Raw genomic sequence first — 18,984 nt, forward strand, 5'->3', positions numbered from 1 at the left:
TTCATTTTTCGGCGTTAGGATTTGCGGCATGACACCGATGATGAAACAATACCATGAAGCGAAAGAGGCGTGCGGCGACGCATTGCTATTTTTCCGCATGGGCGATTTTTATGAATTGTTCTTGGACGATGCCAAGGTTGCTGCCAAAATCCTTGGCTTAACGCTGACCAGCCGCGATAAGGACAGCGACAACCCGACCGCGATGGCTGGGTTCCCCCACCATCAACTCGATTCCTATTTGAACAAGTTGATCCGGGCTGGCTACCGAGCCGCCGTTTGCGAACAAGTCGAAGATCCGAAGCAAGCCAAAGGACTCGTCCGCCGTGAAATCACGCGTCTGGTTAGCGCGGGCACCCTCACCGACGATGGACTGCTCGATCCGCGCGAAGCGAACTACTTGGCAGCCGTCTATTTGGTCACTCCCAAAACCAAAGCAAAGTCGAACGCAAACAGCAAAGACGATGCCGAACCGCTCGCGGGAATCGCGTGGGCCGAACTGTCGAGCGGACGTTTCGAAGCAGGTGTCTTTCCAAAATCGAGAATCGAAGACGAACTCGCTCGCATCGGCCCAGCCGAAGTGATCTACCGTGAAGACGACGTACGATTCAGTCCCGATACGACCGCTCCATGGTCATGGACATCGCGTCCTGCGTGGTCATACGCCGAAGATTCGTCGCGTGATGCACTCTGCAAGCAGTTCGCCGTCCACAATCTCGAAGGCTTCGGTTTCGGAGATTCGGATGCCCCCGCCATCCGTGCCGCCGGCGCCGTGCTGACGTATCTGCAAGAGACTCAGCGAAGTGGTCTCGATCACTTCAAGGAGATCAGGGCACACCATCAATCGGGCGTCTTGCAAATCGATGCGTCGACGCGGCATAGCTTGGAGATTTCAAGAACCATCCGCAGCGGGTCTCGCGACGGATCCCTGCTCGGGGTAATCGATCGCACCTGTACGCCGATGGGCGCTCGTCTGCTGGCGGATTGGGTATCCGCTCCCTTGATCGATCGCGAACGAATCGAACATCGACTCGATGCGGTCGCTGAATTGGTCAAGGACTCGAAACTGCGCGGCGACGTTCGCGAAACGCTCAAACAAACCTTCGATCTGACTCGGCTGTTGGCCCGCATCGCCACGGGACGCACTGGGCCTCGTGATTTGCAACAAGTTGCTAGAACACTCTCGAGTTTGCCCGACTTGAAAGCCCGTTTGACGGATCGCAAAGCCGAGCGACTCGGCTTCGTCGAAGCCCATCTGCATCTGTGCCCTGAACTTCGCGCGCATCTGGAAAGTGCTCTTACCGACGAGTGCCCACTATCCGCATCGGACGGAAACTTCATTCGTGCTGGTTTCGACGAAGAACTCGATGCGATGCGGTCGCTTGCTAGTGGCGGCAAAGAGTGGATCGCGGCGTACCAGCAGAAACAGATGGAAGAGACCGGGATTGCCAACTTGAAAGTTGGCTACAACCGCGTCTTCGGGTACTTTCTCGAAGTCAACAATACACAACGTGACAAAATCCCAGGCGATTTCATTCGTAAACAAACGCTCAAGAATTGTGAACGTTACATCACGCCCGAACTGAAAGAGTACGAAGAGAAGGTTTTGTCGGCGGATGAAAAAGCATCGACGCGGGAACAGATGCTGTTCCAGAATCTGCGCACGCAAGCCCACCAGCATCTGAACGTACTGCAAGAGGTTGCCGCTGCGATTGCCGAGCTAGACGTACTCGCCTCGCTGGCGGAAATCGCTGCCGCTCGCCGTTGGATACGCCCAAAACTCGTCGACGAATCGATCCTAACCATCGAAGCCGGGCGACACCCCGTTTTAGATGTGACACTTCCGCAGGGTGAATTTGTGCCAAATGATTGCACCCATTCGCCTGACTCCGGCATGATTTTGTTGATTACCGGACCGAACATGTCTGGAAAGAGCACTTACATTCGACAGGTCGCACTGATCACACTGATGGCACAAGCTGGCTCGTTTGTCCCGGCGGAAAAAGCGACCATTGGAATCGCCGACCGCATCTTTGCTCGGGTCGGTGCCAGCGACGAGCTTAGCCGCGGCCAAAGTACGTTCATGGTCGAAATGGTCGAAACCGCTCGGATTTTGAACACCGCTACGGAGCGAAGTTTGGTGATCCTGGACGAGATCGGACGAGGAACGAGCACCTACGACGGGCTGTCACTCGCCTGGGCGATTTCCGAGCATTTGCATGAACACGTTGGCTGCCGCACGTTGTTCGCAACCCACTACCACGAATTGACTCAACTTGCCGAAACGTTGCCGCGTGTGGCTAACTTAAACGTTGCCGTCAAAGAATGGAACGACGAAGTCGTCTTCATGCACCGTATTGTCGCGGGCGGTGCCGATAAGAGTTACGGCATCCATGTCGCACGTTTGGCGGGCATCCCCCAATCGGTCAACGAGCGGGCTAAGGATGTGCTAGCACAACTCGAGATGAACCACCGCGACTCGTTGGACCGACCCAACTTATCGCCTCTGCCAACATCATCGAAACAGAATTATTACCAATTGAATCTGTTCGGCTTGGCCGACCACCCGTTAATCGAAGAAATCCAAAAGTTGGATGTCAACGCCATGACCCCAATGGACGCGCTCCAGTTTCTGCAATCGGCAAAGAACCAATTGAAGCCGTAGGAGCAGGTCGCAGGCGATCGATTGCAGTTAACTACAGTCGACTTAATAGCTCGGCTTTTTTCGCAGCGAATTCCTCATCACTTAGCAACCCCTTTTCTCGGAGTGTTCCCAGTCGTTCGATGGTTCCAAGAATGTCGTCTGCACTTGCAGGCTGGCCTTTCACATTCGCCGCCGCTTCAACCGAAACCGTTGTGGGGTCTTTATCGAAAGAGACCGGGGCGGAGTGACTCGGTGCGTCCACCTTGGTGTTGCCGCGGGCAACAAGCGGCAGAGTCGCCAAGTCGACGGTTCCGAATTGGCTACTAAAAGTGATCGAACCGCTACCGCCTTGCTGCTGGCCAAACCCGCCGATTTGATGGTTGAGCGTGTCGTACACCCATGGCTCACCACCGGTGGTAACGGCCAATCGATGTGCCTCGGGAAAGTAGGCGTACTTTGTACTGTTCTGCGAACCAACAGCACGAGGGGTTCCTAGATCTTGCGGCCACCATTGGTCATTCGGATCGGGGACGAACAGTTCATTCGTTGATCCAGGCATTCCGGCCATTTGCGATTGACAATGCGTCCCACCTTGGCTCTGCGATTGAAACGATCCCGTTGGCTGAGTCAGTTGGTGACTGGCCAACTCCGCAGCGATGTCAGAGCAAAGGTTATTAACTAAGTTCTTCAAATGATTATTGAACAGATCGCTAACCATCGTCATTCCACCCTGCATCCATTGGCCAGAACCGCCAAATTCGGGGTGGCTGAATTGTGCCATCGACCCATTTCCGTTGCTCACAGCAACCAACATATGAGTGACCGCATCGGCAGAAAGTCCATAGCGATTGGAAAGGTTTTGGACCACTTGAGTCCCAGCGGGAGAGAGATTGGGCAAGATGATGTTTCCTCGTATCCGCCAGAATAAGAATCAATGAATACCTGCGCACCTGTTTTTTGGGCACAATTTTTTTTGGGCACAAATTTTTTTGGGCACAAACTCTTTGGGCACAAACTCTTTGGGCACAAAGGAAGTCTACCCAGGGTTCCCAACCGCGCGCAGGGGTCGTCAGGTCCCAAGGAATCGAGGGCGGCTACGGGACCGACCATGCAACCCGAGTTTCTTTGCCCGATTTCGTTCGGCATTTGCCGCCGCCCAGCCGCCCAGCCCCAGCCCCAGCCCCAGCACCCAGAACACCAGCCTCTTTGCCCCGAAATTTGGTGAGCGCCACCCTATCGGGAGACACGGTAGAGGGAGGTGACAATCGCGAACGTCACTCCGACGCCTGTCGGGCTGACATATTTGCCGCCAGACGTGGTTATCTCAAAGCGGCGTCTCTGATATCTTGACCCATCATTTCTGAGCGTCCTCCAATACGGAGCGCACAGTGTGTTGAATCCGATCAGAGAGATTGAGCCGGAGAGCTAAAAATGTGGTATTGGTGGGTTATCTTCGTCGTTTGCGGTTTGCTGTTGGGCATTTTTGCTTATGACCTGTTTCAACGCAAACATGCCATCCTACGGAACTTCCCGATCATTGGGCATTTTCGCTATCTGCTAGAAATGATTGGCCCTGAACTGAGGCAGTATATCGTCACGGGAAACGACGAAGAGCGGCCATTCAGCCGTGATCAACGCCGATGGGTGTATACAACAGCGAAGCAGAAGAACAGCTATTTTGGGTTTGGATCCGACAATGAGATGGAGCAAACCGAAAACTACTTGATTCTAAAACACAGCGCTTTCCCTTTATCGTTGCCGCACGCTAGCGAACCAGGCTACGATCCAAACCACCCGATCCCTTGTGCAAAAACACTCGGTGCCAAACGTGGCCGAGCGAAGGCGTTTCGTCCAGCCTCGGTCGTCAATGTTTCGGCCATGAGTTTTGGCTCGTTGAGTGGTCCAGCAGTAGAGGCGATCAATCGTGGATGCAAGTTGGCTGGTTGCTTACACAATACCGGTGAAGGCGGCATCTCTAGTCATCATCTTCATGGTGGTGATCTGATTTGGCAAATTGGGACGGGGTACTTCGGTTGCCGCGATGCCGACGGCAAGTTCAGTCTCGAGCGATTCAAAGAAAATGTGGCTCGACACCCGATTCGCGCCATCGAAATCAAACTCAGCCAAGGAGCAAAAGCTGGCGTCGGCGGTATTGTCCCAGGAGCGAAAGTGACTCAAGAGGTCAGCCAGATCCGTGGGGTTCCGGTCGGAAAAGACTGCATTAGTCCAGCGACTCATTCTGCCTTTGACGGACCGGATGCCCTATTGGATTTTGTTGAACAACTGGCCGCCGAAACAGGACTTCCGGTAGGGATCAAATCGGCCGTGGGTCAGATGCCGTTTTGGTCTGAATTGACTCAACTGATGTCATCGACCAATCGAGCGGTTGACTTTATCAGTATCGATGGTGGTGAAGGCGGATCGGGTGCCGCTCCATTAGCGTTCTCCGATCATGTGGGCCTGCCATTCAAATGGGGGTTCAGCCGAGTGTACCGATTGTTTGCTGAATTGGGGTTGCATGAAGATGTCGTCTTTATCGGTGCCGCAAAACTAGGGTTTCCCGATTCAGCGATGTTCGCGTTTGCGCTTGGCTGCGACATGATTGCTGTGGCACGCGAGCCGATGATGGCAATCGGGTGCATTCAAGCGCAACGCTGCCACACCGGTCATTGCCCGACAGGCGTTGCGACGCAAAACCGTTGGCTCATTCACGGGCTCGATCCGACAGACAAGGCAGCTCGGATGGCGAACTACGTCGTGAATCTACGCAAAGAGATCTTGATGCTCAGTCGAACGATGGGTGTCGTCCATCCCGGCCTTGTCGGTGGGGATCACCTGGAAATACTGAACGGTCGATTTGGATCCAATACGCTGGCTGACCTATTTGATTACAGCAGCGGTTTTGGCTTGCCCAGTGTCGAGGATCAACAAGAGATCACCTCGTTGATGAAATGATGGCCTTTCGTCACACTCCAACGATCAAACGCCAAACGTGGGTGACAAAAAAGCAAACGATCACGCCCATGACTCGCGGTAGAAGAGTGGCGATTGCGGTCCACTTCCAACCGTTTCATTGGACCCACCGCAGCCGTTTGCCACGCAACGCTCTAGCTGCCCACCAAACGGTCGTACACGGCACGTGCTTCACCCGATTGATCGGTTCCCTCGATCACCGCTCGCCCATCTCGAAACAAGGTCAACCGCAAAGTCGCTAAAGTCAAGCGGACGAAGAAACGAGTTAACTGGACCTCTCCTTGACCTTGCCAACGGAGAGCCATTTGATTGAGGTCGACGGTTGCCATGGCTGAAGGGGTGATTTGCACCGCACTGCGTCCACACAACGTCATCGTTTCTCCCACGCCAACAGGATCCCCTTCAAGAAAATCGTATTGACGTTCACCGCAGGCGCGGCATGATTGACTTAGCGAAGAATCGATGGAAAGTTCACGAAATCGATTTGACCAAAAATCGAACGACCACACGCTTTCATGAATCGTATCGCGGTTACCCGATAGCCACTTGAGTGCTTCGAGTGCTTGCAGACTTGCGATCGCGTGCGTTGCCGCACCGACGACACCAGCGGTATCGCAGGTGGCGACCGATGATGCAGGTGGTAGATTGGGAACGAGGCAGCGGAAACAGGGTGCCCCGAGACCGCTGAACAATCGAACTTGGCCCGCCGCCCCGACACAGCCACCATGGACCCAAGCCGTCTTCGTTTTCAATGACCAATCGTTCAACAGAAAACGAATCGAAAAATTATCAGCGGCGTCGACGACAAGATCCGTCCCTCGCAAGTGCCGGTCGATGTTGTCGGCGGTAAGATCGGCGACAAAAGGCTCGGCTGTGATATCGCTATTGATCGACTGTAGCCGGTCGCAGGCGGCTTCCGATTTAGCTCGACCTTGTTTAGCATCGTTTTCATCAAACAGGGCTTGACGCTGTAGATTGGTCCATTCGACATAATCACGATCGATGATACGGAGCTGGCCGACGCCGCTTCGTGCTAGGATTTCAGCAATCACACTGCCCAACGCTCCACATCCCAGGATCGCGACAGTCGATTGGCTGATCAGACGCTGTCCATCGACCCCGATCGCATCGAACCGGACCTGACGTGCATATCGATTGTCGGATAAGTTGTGTGCATCAATTTCGTTCATGAATTCGCTTGTCCCGGTTATAAGTGGCCCAGGCTTCCAGCCTGGGTTTTATCGTGGCCCCAGGCTGGAAGTGGCCCAGGCTTCCAGCCTGGGTTTTATCGTGGTCCCAGGCTTCCAGCCTGGGTTTTTATCGTGGCCCCAGGCTGGAAGCCTAGGCTACGAGCCTGGGTTTTATCGTGGCCCCAGGCTGGAAGCCTAGGCTACGAGCCTGGGGTTTTATCGTGGTCCCAGGCTGGAAGCCTAGGCTACGAGCCTGGGTTTTTATCGTGGCCCCAGGCTGGAAGCCTAGGCTACGAGCCTGGGGTTTTATCGTGGTCCCAGGCTGGAAGCCTAGGCTACGAGCCTGGGGTTTTATCGTGGTCCCAGGCTGGAAGCCTAGGCTACGAGCCTGGGTTTTATCGTGGCCCCAGGCTGGAAGCCTAGGCTACGAGCCTGGGTTTTTACCGTGGTCCCAGGCTGGAAGCCTAGGCTACGAGCCTGGGTTTTATCGTGATCCCAGGCTGGAAGCCTAGGCTACGTCGTTGCGGCAAGTCACCTTCAAGAAATTTCAGACGATGAATCGAGTAAATTACCAGCAACCCGATCTGAGCCTGCTGCGTCAACGCGCTCGGCTACTTCACGACGTACGAGCGTACTTTGATGATCGTGGTTTCTACGAAGTACAGCCCCCATGCTTGGCATCCGATTGCATCGTCGATCCTTATATCGATCCGATCACAATCGACACGACACAATTATTGATGCCAAGCCGTGACTTGTCATCGCCGTTTTATTTGCAAACATCGCCGGAATTGTCGATGAAGCGAATGCTGGCCGCCGGTGCCCCCTCTATCTATAGCGTCGGACCGGTGTTTCGGGCAGGGGAGCGGGGAGACATGCATAACATTGAATTCACCATGCTGGAGTGGTACGACGTCGGCGCCGATATCGAATCTGGCATTCAGACACTTGGGGGACTGGTTTGTGAGACGCTAAAGCAACCTCACTTTGAGTGCATCACATATCGCGATCTGTTTGAAACCTTTCTGGGGTTTGATCCGATTTCGGTGCCATCCTCGACATTGGTGACAGAAGCCAGCCGGATCGATGGCCTATTGGCCGAGCGGATGTCGGAGGATCGTGATTCGCTACTCGATTTGCTGTTTTCGAGCGTGATCCAACCCTCCTTGGGGCTGGAAGCCCCCGTCATCATCAAAAACTACCCGCTAAGCCAAGCAGCATTAGCACGTTCTTGCCAAGACGATCCGGAGTGTGCCGCCCGCTTTGAGTTGTTTTTCGAGGGCGTTGAATTGGCCAACGGCTACGATGAATTGCTTGATGCGGACGTGCTCCTCGAACGATCACGCATCGCAAACCAGCGTCGGGCGATGAGTGGCAGGCCGTTGATCGAAATCGACAGCTCTTTGGTTTCCGCGCTAAGGCAGGGGATGCCTGCTTCAACGGGTGTCGCCATGGGCTTCGATCGCCTATTGATGGTTGCAACAAAAAGCGTGAACATTCATCAAGTGATCCCCTTCCCAATCGAACGAGCCTAGCCAACTTATTGGTCCCCTTTTCGAGCTGGGGCTGGTTTTGAAGGCACGATGGAGCGATAATGGGATAGAATATCGCGTTCACGCACGGCCTTCCCAAATCGACGCACCCTTTTTCCAAGAGATCGTCATGACCGAAAATTTCACCGCGACTCGCCGTTTAGCTGTTAACGCGGCATTTTTGAGGGATATCAAAGACGACAGCCACCATTTAAAGGTGCTACTAGAAAAAATTCGTCCGATGGTGTCTCACGAGAAAATCGCGAGTAACCACTGGACAGAAGTGCTCGAATTGTGGTCGGAACTTCGCGACCAATTGGCGCTACATTTCTCGCTGGAGGAAGCCTACGGCTACTTTGAAGAAGCGATCGACACCGCCCCGGAATTGAGCACGAAAGCAGAATCGCTGCGTGGTCAGCATTCGTCCTTGTTTGAATCGATCCGGCACTTGGTCGAGTCGGCTGGAGAAGTGTCCACTGACCAGGAAGAGAAGATCGCGAAAATGCTGCGCCGCTACGAAACATTTCTTCGGGCATTTCAAGTACACGAAGAAGCGGAATTACTGCTAATTCTTGAAGCACTCGATAGCGACTTGGGTGTCTGCGACTGATGCGGCCATGGGCTCTTGCCGACGCTCGGATTCTTCTTTTTCCAACGCAATTCGGCACCGTTTTGCGAGGGGGGCCAGCATGATAGGGACAGAAATCGCGGCAAACATCGCTGGTACGAATCCAAACAGAACCCCCATGCCAAAACCGGAAAACAACGCCGGGACTGCCACACAGGCATAGCCACTCACCGCACCCGAGATGCTTCCGAAGATGCGAATCGACGAGGGCGTCCACGATTTGCCCTTTTGCTCCGACGCAGAATACATCCACAAACAGGCCGGAACCATTGGAACGGCGGCAAATGCGGCGGTAACCATGCCGAAACCAAATGCGATGGCGGCAAAATAGAGTATTGAAAGGAGCGCTTCGAACAGACTTGGGTCCGTAAAACCTGCCGCCCGGAACAACAACTCAGATCCGAACACGAAACAGGCCAAAACCATACCAAAAAGTCCGCCTGAAAGGATCACGACGAAGATCGTATTAAAACCAACGGTATAGTTGGAAATGCGTACCGCATCCCGCCTAGGCTCGATCGCCTTCTCTTCCTCTTCGATGATAGCCGAGGGAGCATATGGATTGGGCTGCGGAGCGGATGGCATGAAATTTCCTAAGTCTCTGATATCGACCTGTCCCATGATCGCTGGTCAAACGCTATTGTAAAGCATTCTGAATACCTCGAACATCATTTTCCCCCAGTCCATGTCTGACCCGCAAAATAACTCTGATGAAGTCGATTCGATGCGAGCTCAGTACGAGGAACTCGCTGAATTGGCCGGTTCGTTGGCCCATGAGATCAAGAATCCACTATCCGTGATTCTGATGAATATCGATTTATTGAGCGAAGACTTGACCGAAATCGAGTCGCAGATCGGACGCCGATCAATCAACCGCATCGATATCGTGCGTCAACAATGTGAACGGATGCAGTCGCTGCTGAGAGATTTCCTGCGTTACGCTCGGCTCCGTGACATCGACTTGGTGCCCGGTAACTTGAACGACCAAATTGAAACGGTGTTGCGCGCCTATCAGGCGCAGGCGGATCAGGACGACGTCGATATCGAAAAGTACCTTGACCCTGATTTGCCAGCGATTTTGCTGCACAGCGATTCCTTGCAAGCGGCATTAATGAACTTGGTCAAAAACGCGCTCGAAGCGATGCAGCCCGGTGGCCAACTCTGGGCTCGCACGTATACCACACGGACAGGCGTCGCACTCGATTTGATCGACACCGGAAGCGGCGTGGACGACAACACGGTGCTGCACATGTTCGAACCGTTCTACAGCACAAAGGACGGAGGATCGGGATTGGGGTTGCCGACGGCTCGGAAAATCATCGAAGCACACGGAGGCCGCATTAGCGTCCAAAGTGAAACGGGGCGAGGAACCAAATTCGTACTCGAATTTCCCGTCCCCAAACGTTTGGCAACGTGATGCCTGAAGGTGACAGAGTCGCGAGGTTGCTAGGTCGCTCCGTGAATTTGCTCTCCGCTAGCATTTAGCCATAGTTTGGCTTGACAGTCGCTATCTAATTTTCCTAGCATCGAGCGGTAACAGCCTTTTTAGAAACGGAATCGATTCCGTTTTACCTGCCTCCCCCATGAAGGCGATCGCAAGGATGCCCCCCACTCAACCTCATTTCGCTCAACCTTCCTGCCTCTATGCCCTGACTCTCTCTTTCGTTGTGATGACGTTGGGGACTGCTGCCGCACAGCCACCGCCTGCTGCGCCCCACAATCAAGACGTCGCATCCACCGTTTCCTATGCCGTCCGGTTCAAATCGGCGAGTGACATTGAGACGGTTTTTGCTCCATTGGTGACCGATTCTCCACAAACTCAATTGCGAATTGACGAAGAACGCGACCGAGTCATCTTGCATGGCCCCCCTTGGGCTCACGAACTGATGGAGCAAATCCTCGATCGTATCGACCGCCCCACATCCGACCAAACCACACGTGGCGGTCCCGTTCGACTACCTCGACCCGAACGTCCCACTTCGCCCCTTACTCCTTCGCAATCAGCTACTTCAACTCCGCCACCCAAGAATCAAAGCATCGCCACGGCTCGGCGGTTGTTGCCGTTACCACCCGGTAGTGCCGCGTCGGTCCACCACGATGTTTTGCAGTTGCTTGGTGAACGGTTACAAATCGAACGAGCCGAGTCAGGCGAATTGGTCATCCGCACTCAGAAGGGGACGCTGCGAGTTGGAATCGACCTCGCCCGTGACGACGTGATGGTTGACGGCCCCGCAACGGTTGTGGAACAGTTCAGCCGCTTGATTTCAGTGTTGTCACAACGCTACTCAGGTGCGAGCACTCGATCGGGACAGCAAGTACAACATCGCGTATTGATGTTGCCGCGGAATGTTCAACCGAAAGTCCAGCAAATGATTCCGTCGGTTCCTGGCTCCAATGCCGGCCCGAACGCAGAGGGTGCCGCTACTGGCGGTCACCGAGCCAAAATGCTGTTTCGGCTGACCGGTATCGCGCAAGCCCAAACCGTCCAAGCCCAAACCGTCCAAGCCCAAACCGTCCAAGCCCAAACAGCACAAGCCAATACAGCCTCAAACGGCGTAACAGCGACCGAAGAGTTACCAGCCCCCAGCAACAATCCTCCGCAACCGACACCGACCGAGACGGTCCCATCGCTACCACAACTGGAAGGGGTGGAGGTTGAAACGTTGCCAGACCTTGATGCAATAATCTTGCGAGGACGCGACCAAGATCTGGATCAACTGGCCGAGATCATTCGCGAGTTGGAGCAGTTAAGCCAGAAAACTCAGCCGGCGATCGAGATCGTTGAATTGCAATTCACGAACTCACAAAAGGTAGCCGATTTGATTGAACGGACTCAGGAGAGCCTAATTGGAAATCGTCAAGGGCGAGCCACGGTCACGCCGCTTGGCAAGCCAAACGCGCTACTGCTACTCGGTTGGGGGGACGCCGTCACCGCCTTAAAGGAATTGATTGCCAAAGTCGATCAACCGACGAACCCTGAGACACAATTCAATTTGTATCGTCTGCGTTATGCAACCGCAGCGGTGTTGCAAAACACAATCGAGAACTTCTTTGCAAACCGTGATGGAGAATTGACGCCGGCAATTGAATTAACGGTCGATCAGCGCACCAATTCGTTGATCGTTCATGCGGCACCTCGCGATATACTGGAAATCACGCGGCTTGTCGAGCGGCTCGACACCGTAAAAGGCGAAGTCGTCCTGCGGACTCGCGTCTTTCCGATACGAAATAGCTTGGCCACCGACATTGCCGACACCCTTCGTGAAACCATCAATGCCCCCGATTCGTCGGCTCGTTCGGCTGCAATGGAACTGATTCTTGATGGATATTCCGAACCGCTGCGGATTGTGTCTGGCATTTTGGATAACGTACAGATCACGGTGGACGCCCGCAAAAACAACTTAATCATTTCGGCACCGGCCGAAAACTTCGAAGTGATCGAGGCATTGATTCGGGAATTAGATGGCCCCGGGATGGTGGCAAAGATCAAGATTTTCCCCATCCAAAATGGCGATGCCGCTAGTCTGGTTGAAACGTTGCGATCCCTCCTGCCTAGCCAAGCGGGCGCGGACCCGGTCTCATCGGCCCAACTTTCGAGTTCGCCCGGTGAATCCTCGCTTGCACCACTACGTTTTACGGTGGATGTGCGTAGTAACAGCATCATTGGAACCGGATCGGCGGGCGACCTCAAAATCGTGGATGCCTTAGTGACTCGGTTGGATGAAGCCGATGCGATGCAACGACAAAACACGGTCTATCAACTCAAGAACTCGCCTGCGGTCGACGTGGCCCTCGCGGTGAATGAGTTTTTGCGAAATACTCGCCGCGTCGAAAACGCATCTCCTGGCTCAATCAATCCGTACGCCCAATTGGAAAAGGAAGTCGTTGTCGTTCCTGAGCCTGTGTCAAACAAATTGATTGTTAGCGCGACGCCACGCTATTTCGATGAAGTCAGACGAATGATCGAAAAACTTGATGAACAACCGCCTCAGGTGATGATCCAAGCGTTGATCGCCGAAGTCACACTCGGCGATGCGGCCGAGTTTGGCGTCGAGCTAGGGATTCAGGATTCGGTGTTGTTCGACCGAAGTTTGCTTGGGGACCTACTAACCGTCACTAGCAGCACACAAAATTCGACTGCCGGTGGTGTGACGACCAACACGCAAGACGTCGTCGTCGCGGCATCGAATGAACCTGGATTCAATTTCAACAACACGAACTCACTTGGAAATAGTGCATCGGCAACTGCCTTGTCAAACGCCGCTGCCGTTGGTGGACAAGGGATCTCGAATTTCGCGGTTGGACGCGGCAATGACGAATTGGGGTTCGGAGGCTTGGTATTATCGGCCAGCAGCCAAAATGTCAGCGTTCTGCTACGGGCGTTAAAAGAAACGAGACGATTGGAAGTATTGAGCCGACCTCAAGTACTCACCCTCGATAATCAACCCGCCTTTATCCAAGTGGGCCAGAGAGTACCACGAATCACAGGATCGACGATTTCTCAAGTCGGTCAACAAAACACCATCGAACTCGAGAACGTCGGCTTGATTCTTGGGGTCACCCCGCGAATCAGCCCCGAAGGAAACGTAACGATGGAAATCGATGCCGAGAAATCAGAAGTCGGTCCCGAATCGGAAGGGATTCCCGTTTCGGTCAGTACGGATGGCACGGTCGTGCGAAGCCCGCGGGTCGACGTCGCTAGCGCTCAAGCGACCGTGAGTGCAGCGGATGGTGAGACAATTATTCTCGGTGGTTTGATCTCGAACAACAAAAAACAGGTGCATCGAAAAGTGCCATGGCTCGGCGATTTGCCGCTCGTCAAACATCTCTTCCGCTTTGATTCGGTGTCGAATCGTCGCTCCGAGTTGTTGATCATCCTGACGCCGCACGTGATTCGTTCCTCCGCCGATATGGATCGACTCAAGCAAACCGAGATGGCACGGATGAGTTGGTGTGCTTGCGATGTGTTCGATCTGCATGGCGAAATCATTGCCGATCCCCACGGAGGAACATTGTTTTCCGATTCACTCGATAGCTGTGAAACCGAGATTATCTATCCGCACATCGATCCGCGCGGGCAAAGCGCAATCGCTCCGGTGTTAGCGGCCCCTAATCTTGATAATCCAATGAATTCATCGGAAGTGATCGAGATGCCCCCGCCTTCGTTCCAAGTCGAGCCGATGAACGATCCGCAATCGGAACCGATGGGTTCCGGCTTAACCCCTATTCCCCAACCTAACTCTATCCCCACCGATAGTTTTCCCCCTTCTCTCCAGGAAGGACGTTTGTGATGCTGCTACGCGATCGTCGCATAAACGTTTTGCTTTTTTTGGTTCTTACCGTCTTTGGCATCGGTTGCCAATTGGTTCCCGATAAGCTGAAGAACGGAAAAGATCTTTTTACGGGAAAAGAAAACGATGAGTTACCGAGCCGAATGATGGTGATTTGGACCGACACGGTTCTACATCAACCGCAACAACCCGGTATTCGAGGTTTCGGTGGAAGAATCTATTTCTATGCCGAAGATGATTCCGAACCGATTGAAGTCGATGGTGGCTTGGCCGTCTATGCATTCGACGCCGACTCGATCGATCCCGAAAGCGTCAAACCCGAACGCAAATTCGTCTTCACGGCGGAGCAGTTTGCCGAACACATGAGCCAGACATCAATGGGCTCGTCGTACAGCGTTTGGATTCCGTGGGACGAAGTGGGTGGGTATAGCAAAAAGCTAAGCCTCATCGTGCGGTTCGAAGGTACCGGGGGCGGTGTGGTGATTTCCGACCCAACCATCAAACTACTTCCAGGACTCGATCGGCCCGAAATCCAAACGCCATCCCTGGCTCGCTCGAACGTTTCCCAAGCAAACAATGTGCAACAGGACGCTGGGATAGACCCATCCTCGACTCGTTTAGCTGGATTTGAGGAAGCACAACCGAAGAATAAGGTAGGACGACGTCAGACGGAAACGATTGATCTGCCACCTAGCTTCTATCGACACCTTCACGTCACCAACCAACCAGTCGAAACTCAGGACGTGGATACGACACCTAGTGGTGCGGAGTCGGGCTCTGCGCCAGTGAATGCATTGAATGGCGCATCGCAATCGAACGACGACAGCGACAGACAGGATGATGCACCAGAGAACGAATCGGCACAGCAGACGATGCCGCGCAGCACAAAATGGGCCCGGTATCCTTTCCGGACGCTTGGTGAGGGTCGTCCGACGATAGAAGGACTAAATCGAAATCAGACGCTTCAAGCGGGATGGATGGAGCCGTTACCACGGACGCCAAGATACAGCTATCCCAACGGTGTGGATCTATCGGTCGACCACGAATAACTGGTCCTCGATCTCGTCGACATGTGGCTCGAATGAGGCAATAATTCGCAACTTTTCGGCGACTTGTTCCGAGGACACCGTGCCACGCAAAATCGTTCGGTCTCCTGCCCGATACACTTCGATGTTCGATCTCGCTGTTTTGCTTAATCGTCCCTCGAGCCGCGCATCGCGTTCATTGATTAACTCCGTTTCCATCACGCCTCCCTTCCAATCCGAAGCGTCTAAGGTCAAACGTGGGTAGTACATTTGATTGGGGCGCAGCGGTGGGAAAGGACGATTGATCCGCGAACTTCGATCGGCTGGTGGTTGCATCGTTTCGGTTGACGCTGGAACTCGCCCCGCTCCAATCGCCTGTTCACTGCCGACAAACCCCTCCAGCGATTGACGATTGTTTCCAACATAGTCATTGCGTGACCTATTTTCTCGCAAAAACCGCTCGTCACCCTCGACCACACCCGACGACTCCATCGTCACGTCAGCCGCAGTGGTACCGGTACGCCGCCCTTCAAACGGCTGGCCGAGCGTGCGTGCCCCAAACATTTGGGCATCCGCCGTGACCGCCACCAAAATCAGTGACAAAAATAATCCGCAGCGTCGCAGTAAGTCGGTAAGTTGCATGACAGATGGTGTGGTTTGAGTAATAACGTTTTACCGCGTGGGCATCGTCCCGTGAGTTAGCATCGTCCCGTGAGTTAGCATCGTACAACACGACGCCCGCTGGGCACCCCGCTTAACGCCTACAACGCCATTTCCAATCTCAACAGAGCGAAAACGTGAATTTGTTTTCACGATGCACATCATTCCAATTGTAATTCAAACGCCTGAGCAATCCCAGTCTTCCCCCCTGCCTTCCATTCGCATGCCACAACGTAGAGCTTCCTTTGACACGGGATAGAGGAAATCGTCGAAACTTTTCAATGCGTTCGATCGTCAAAAGCAGGCGTGTGTCCATTTGGAGTGTGATCTTCGCTTCCGCACAGTCGGGAAAAAAGTGCAAGGCAAAAAAATGGCTTCCATGGTTATAGGATGCATTTTTTCCTTAGGGCGTCACGTCACTTGGCGAAGACGGCGATTCTTCCGCCTTGGCGGCAACCGAATCAACGACCGTTGGCGATTGTGACTCACCCAACACGGACGCAAGCGTTTGTCCCAAAGAGATCCAGCACCGGAAATCATTCACCGTCAACTCCACACGGCCCTCATCGAACGAGACCACTTTGACGGTGTGCAAAGGAATATCGAGCGTTCCGCCCGTGCCGATGATTTGTGTTTTTGGTGGCGATCCGACTGCAAACCATGCCTCTAATATACCGAAACGGTTCTCGGTGATCGCATTGAGGCGAACTTGACCAAGCGATTTCGAGAACCCTTTTGCAAATAGATTACGATTCACAAACTCGTTATACACAGGACGCAAAGGGAAACCATCATTGCTGCGAACCAGCGGCGACAATCCACCTTCTCGCTCCGTCGCCTCCATCGAAAATGTCTCAATCGCTAGCGACAAATCCAATTGATTTCCATTGACCAATGGCGAAAGTGAAAAGCTACGGATCTTATGCAGTTGAGCGGAGCGGTGAAAGTCGTACAAGAAATCCGTCAGCTTGTTCAGCGTCGTGCGGGCATGCAAATTGAACCCGATCCGGTGACCAACCAACCGACTTTTCCGTCGAGAAATTCGCGAACGAATTTCGACCGGACGCGGCGTATTCGCGTCAACCGATGCCGATTCCATTTCGTGTTGTTCCACTAACTTCAACAGCCAATCCTGATAACTCGACCGCGCGAGCGCCGGGTCATACGGCAGCGCCCGAGCGGCATATTCGTCTAACTGAATCGCCAACCGGCGGCCGGTAATTTGAGACGTGTTCGCATCGGATATTTTGGATTCGATCGATTTCAACTCGCCTTCATAGCGCTGTGTCGGTTTTTCAATAAACGATCGATAACCGCTATCAAAAAGATACAAGATGAATACAGCAGCGGCAGCGCCGGCGAGCAACAAGGTTCTTTGGTTCATTCCGACACCTCCGTTTCCGCGTCCATGCCGACAGACTCATCCATCGCCTTGCCGGACTCGTCCGCCTGATCGGTAGGCAACACAAACGTCGATTCGCGTTCATCGAGAGGCAGGATTGCGAATGCGATTCTTGCTTCAAACTGCCATGGATACTCGGTATTATTGGCTTGCTCGCTAATTCGTTTGCTGGTGATCGAAAAACCAGCGTCACGAAGTCGGTTCTCCAGTTCAGCCACTCGGCTGGGGTCATTCACCTGAATCGACAAATCGAACACGCCTGTACTGCCATCCACCGCAGCGGACAAACGCCGAACGTTGGCCAATTGGCCCTCGGGGAATAAGGATGACAGACGTTGCAGTTGGCTGAGCCAGTCGACTTGATCGGCAAGCCACTGCTCCACAAACCGCGTCTCGTCCGCCTTCTCCTGGACCTTGTTTGCAACACTCTCGACCTCGACCAACTCTTGCTGCTTTTCCGAAACCTTCGTTGCCAAATCCCGCACGTCCGCATACAACGTGTAAGCAACCAATGCAATACTCGCTGCCGCGAACCCTCCGATCGCTCCCCATCGCAGCATCGGATTGGGCGGCACGGGTGGTAATTTGGGGTTTGTCAAATCGACCGACAAACGATCAAGTAAGAACGCGTTGGCAGCGCCGATTAGCACCGGATCCGGTGCCGGCATCGCGTCTTGACCACGATCGACCATTCCCGGTTCCATCGAGATCGTGAGCGACACCGATCGCGCATCAAGAGCCTCACACAGCGACATCGCGTCGTCGTCTTCGCTCGCAGCGTGATCAAGCGGACTGCGAGTCAGTAGCAACCATTCCGGCGACTCACCCGGAGTCACAAAGTCCATCAACGACATACTACGTTGGACTTCAAGCTGGATTTGTTCGGTTAGCGAACTGATCTCGTGACTGCCGGCCCGAAACGTTCGCAGCGACGCCAACCGGCTGCCCCGGAGGAACGACAATTCGACTTCGCCTTCGTAAACAACAATCAATACCGACAACGGAGCACGAAATACACGTTGTTGTCCAAGCGGCAGCAGCGGAGCGGTTTGACGCGATGTCAATGCGGTAAGCGGTAACCCCAGTTCTGTCGCGGCTGCTTCCCACGCTTCCAATTCGCTATGTTCCATTGAAAACGCAACAGCGGAATGAGAACGCAGTCGTTCCCCCAGCGCGTCGTCGCTCTGCTCCGCAATCGTGTCCGTATCCCCCACTTGTGGGAGCGGTGCCGGCGTGGCCCCCTCAAGCAATCGATAATCGACAACCAATTCGTGGTCACCGTCGCCAATCAATTGTTCCACTTCGGCTCGCACCAGCGCCGCAACTTCGGCATCCTCGGCGGGCGGCACCTCAACGGTGGTCATTTCCAAATCCGTTCGCGGCAACAATAGCAGCAACCGAGCGACATGGATCTTATGCTCGTCGAGATATTCTTTTAGCAGGGCAAGCGGTGGACGTTCTGAATCACGCTGGACGGTTCCCCAAGCGGTCGCTGTCAACGAATCCTTGCGTTCCTTGACAACTAGAAAATAGACGTTTGCTTGATCCCACGACGTGACCATCATCGGGCCTCGTTTCGATGGTCCGGCGATCGACCCGATGAAGGGCAAACGTTCTAGGTAGGCGGGAAATTGCATTTCTA

Annotated in this window: 13 protein-coding genes; 7 read left to right on the plus strand and 6 right to left on the minus strand. The window is 53.9% G+C overall.

Annotated features, from left to right (window positions below):
- Nucleotides 1-28 precede the first annotated feature (28 nt).
- Complete coding sequence (mutS, locus tag Q31b_RS05605) at nucleotides 29-2,662, plus strand: DNA mismatch repair protein MutS (protein WP_146598597.1); 2,634 nt, start codon at nucleotides 29-31, stop codon at nucleotides 2,660-2,662.
- A gap of 31 nt (nucleotides 2,663-2,693) precedes the next feature.
- Here mutS and Q31b_RS05610 read toward each other — a convergent pair whose 3' ends face one another.
- The gene (locus tag Q31b_RS05610) at nucleotides 2,694-3,539 is read right to left on the minus strand and encodes an SHOCT domain-containing protein (RefSeq protein WP_231617317.1); all 846 of its coding nucleotides are present in this window, start codon (nucleotides 3,537-3,539) and stop codon (nucleotides 2,694-2,696) included.
- A 533-nt stretch (nucleotides 3,540-4,072) separates the two neighbouring features.
- On the opposite strand from Q31b_RS05610, the gene Q31b_RS05615 reads away from it, so the two are divergent.
- The gene (locus Q31b_RS05615; protein ID WP_146598598.1) at nucleotides 4,073-5,596 is read left to right on the plus strand and encodes an FMN-binding glutamate synthase family protein; all 1,524 of its coding nucleotides are present in this window, start codon (nucleotides 4,073-4,075) and stop codon (nucleotides 5,594-5,596) included.
- Nucleotides 5,597-5,748: 152 nt separating this feature from the next.
- On the opposite strand, the gene Q31b_RS05620 is transcribed toward Q31b_RS05615, so the two are convergent.
- Nucleotides 5,749-6,804 carry a ThiF family adenylyltransferase gene (locus Q31b_RS05620; RefSeq protein WP_146598599.1) on the minus strand — a complete coding sequence of 352 codons (1,056 nt, stop codon included), beginning with the start codon at nucleotides 6,802-6,804 and terminating at the stop codon, nucleotides 5,749-5,751.
- A gap of 554 nt (nucleotides 6,805-7,358) precedes the next feature.
- Between Q31b_RS05620 and epmA the strand changes: the two genes are divergently transcribed.
- Both epmA and Q31b_RS05630 read left to right on the plus strand, forming a co-directional pair.
- Nucleotides 7,359-8,339, plus strand: a complete 981-nt coding sequence (epmA, locus tag Q31b_RS05625) for an EF-P lysine aminoacylase EpmA (RefSeq protein ID WP_146598600.1) — start codon at nucleotides 7,359-7,361, stop codon at nucleotides 8,337-8,339.
- 127 nt (nucleotides 8,340-8,466) lie between these two features.
- Complete coding sequence (locus tag Q31b_RS05630) at nucleotides 8,467-8,946, plus strand: hemerythrin domain-containing protein (RefSeq protein WP_146598601.1); 480 nt, start codon at nucleotides 8,467-8,469, stop codon at nucleotides 8,944-8,946.
- Here Q31b_RS05630 and Q31b_RS05635 read toward each other — a convergent pair.
- Nucleotides 8,902-9,549, minus strand: coding sequence for a hypothetical protein (locus Q31b_RS05635; protein ID WP_146598602.1), 648 nt, complete (start codon nucleotides 9,547-9,549; stop codon nucleotides 8,902-8,904). The two genes, Q31b_RS05630 and Q31b_RS05635, sit on opposite strands and share 45 nt — an antisense overlap.
- A gap of 100 nt (nucleotides 9,550-9,649) precedes the next feature.
- Between Q31b_RS05635 and Q31b_RS05640 the strand changes: the two genes are divergently transcribed.
- From Q31b_RS05640 to Q31b_RS05660, 3 genes are all read left to right on the plus strand, one after another.
- Nucleotides 9,650-10,381 carry a two-component system sensor histidine kinase NtrB gene (locus Q31b_RS05640; protein ID WP_146598603.1) on the plus strand — a complete coding sequence of 244 codons (732 nt, stop codon included), beginning with the start codon at nucleotides 9,650-9,652 and terminating at the stop codon, nucleotides 10,379-10,381.
- A 166-nt stretch (nucleotides 10,382-10,547) separates the two neighbouring features.
- Entirely contained in the window at nucleotides 10,548-14,255 is a 3,708-nt protein-coding gene (locus tag Q31b_RS27930; RefSeq protein ID WP_197170969.1) for a secretin N-terminal domain-containing protein, read from the plus strand.
- On the plus strand, nucleotides 14,255-15,304 hold the full coding sequence (locus Q31b_RS05660; RefSeq protein WP_146598604.1) for a hypothetical protein: 1,050 nt from the start codon (nucleotides 14,255-14,257) through the stop codon (nucleotides 15,302-15,304). The genes Q31b_RS27930 and Q31b_RS05660 overlap by 1 nt, the downstream gene beginning before the upstream one ends.
- Here Q31b_RS05660 and Q31b_RS05665 read toward each other — a convergent pair.
- The 3 genes from Q31b_RS05665 to Q31b_RS05675 form a co-directional block, all read right to left on the minus strand.
- Nucleotides 15,284-15,922 (minus strand): hypothetical protein, encoded by a 639-nt coding sequence (locus Q31b_RS05665; protein ID WP_146598605.1) that lies wholly within the window; start codon nucleotides 15,920-15,922, stop codon nucleotides 15,284-15,286. The two genes, Q31b_RS05660 and Q31b_RS05665, sit on opposite strands and share 21 nt — an antisense overlap.
- 421 nt (nucleotides 15,923-16,343) lie before the next feature.
- Nucleotides 16,344-17,324: a hypothetical protein gene (locus Q31b_RS05670; protein WP_146598606.1), complete on the minus strand. Its 981-nt coding sequence runs from the start codon at nucleotides 17,322-17,324 to the stop codon at nucleotides 16,344-16,346.
- Nucleotides 17,321-18,979, minus strand: a complete 1,659-nt coding sequence (locus Q31b_RS05675) for a hypothetical protein (RefSeq protein WP_146598607.1) — start codon at nucleotides 18,977-18,979, stop codon at nucleotides 17,321-17,323. Before Q31b_RS05675 ends, Q31b_RS05670 begins: the two co-directional genes overlap by 4 nt.
- Between the last annotated feature and the right edge of the window lie 5 nt (nucleotides 18,980-18,984).

The sequence above is a fragment of the Novipirellula aureliae genome (assembly GCF_007860185.1).
GTDB classification, from domain to species: domain Bacteria; phylum Planctomycetota; class Planctomycetia; order Pirellulales; family Pirellulaceae; genus Novipirellula_A; species Novipirellula_A aureliae.

Bases quoted from the DNA above. Each gene is read 5' to 3' on its own strand.
- mutS (WP_146598597.1), top strand. From the start codon at position 29: ATGACACCGATGATGAAACAATACCATGAAGCGAAAGAGGCGTGCGGC.
- Q31b_RS05630 (WP_146598601.1), top strand. From the start codon at position 8,467: ATGACCGAAAATTTCACCGCGACTCGCCGTTTAGCTGTTAACGCGGCA.
- epmA (WP_146598600.1), top strand. From the start codon at position 7,359: ATGAATCGAGTAAATTACCAGCAACCCGATCTGAGCCTGCTGCGTCAA.
- Q31b_RS05620 (WP_146598599.1), bottom strand. From the start codon at position 6,804: ATGAACGAAATTGATGCACACAACTTATCCGACAATCGATATGCACGT.
- Q31b_RS05615 (WP_146598598.1), top strand. From the start codon at position 4,073: ATGTGGTATTGGTGGGTTATCTTCGTCGTTTGCGGTTTGCTGTTGGGC.
- Q31b_RS05665 (WP_146598605.1), bottom strand. From the start codon at position 15,922: ATGCAACTTACCGACTTACTGCGACGCTGCGGATTATTTTTGTCACTG.
- Q31b_RS05660 (WP_146598604.1), top strand. From the start codon at position 14,255: ATGCTGCTACGCGATCGTCGCATAAACGTTTTGCTTTTTTTGGTTCTT.
- Q31b_RS05640 (WP_146598603.1), top strand. From the start codon at position 9,650: ATGTCTGACCCGCAAAATAACTCTGATGAAGTCGATTCGATGCGAGCT.
- Q31b_RS05635 (WP_146598602.1), bottom strand. From the start codon at position 9,549: ATGCCATCCGCTCCGCAGCCCAATCCATATGCTCCCTCGGCTATCATC.
- Q31b_RS05675 (WP_146598607.1), bottom strand. From the start codon at position 18,979: ATGCAATTTCCCGCCTACCTAGAACGTTTGCCCTTCATCGGGTCGATC.
- Q31b_RS05670 (WP_146598606.1), bottom strand. From the start codon at position 17,324: ATGAACCAAAGAACCTTGTTGCTCGCCGGCGCTGCCGCTGCTGTATTC.
- Q31b_RS27930 (WP_197170969.1), top strand. From the start codon at position 10,548: ATGAAGGCGATCGCAAGGATGCCCCCCACTCAACCTCATTTCGCTCAA.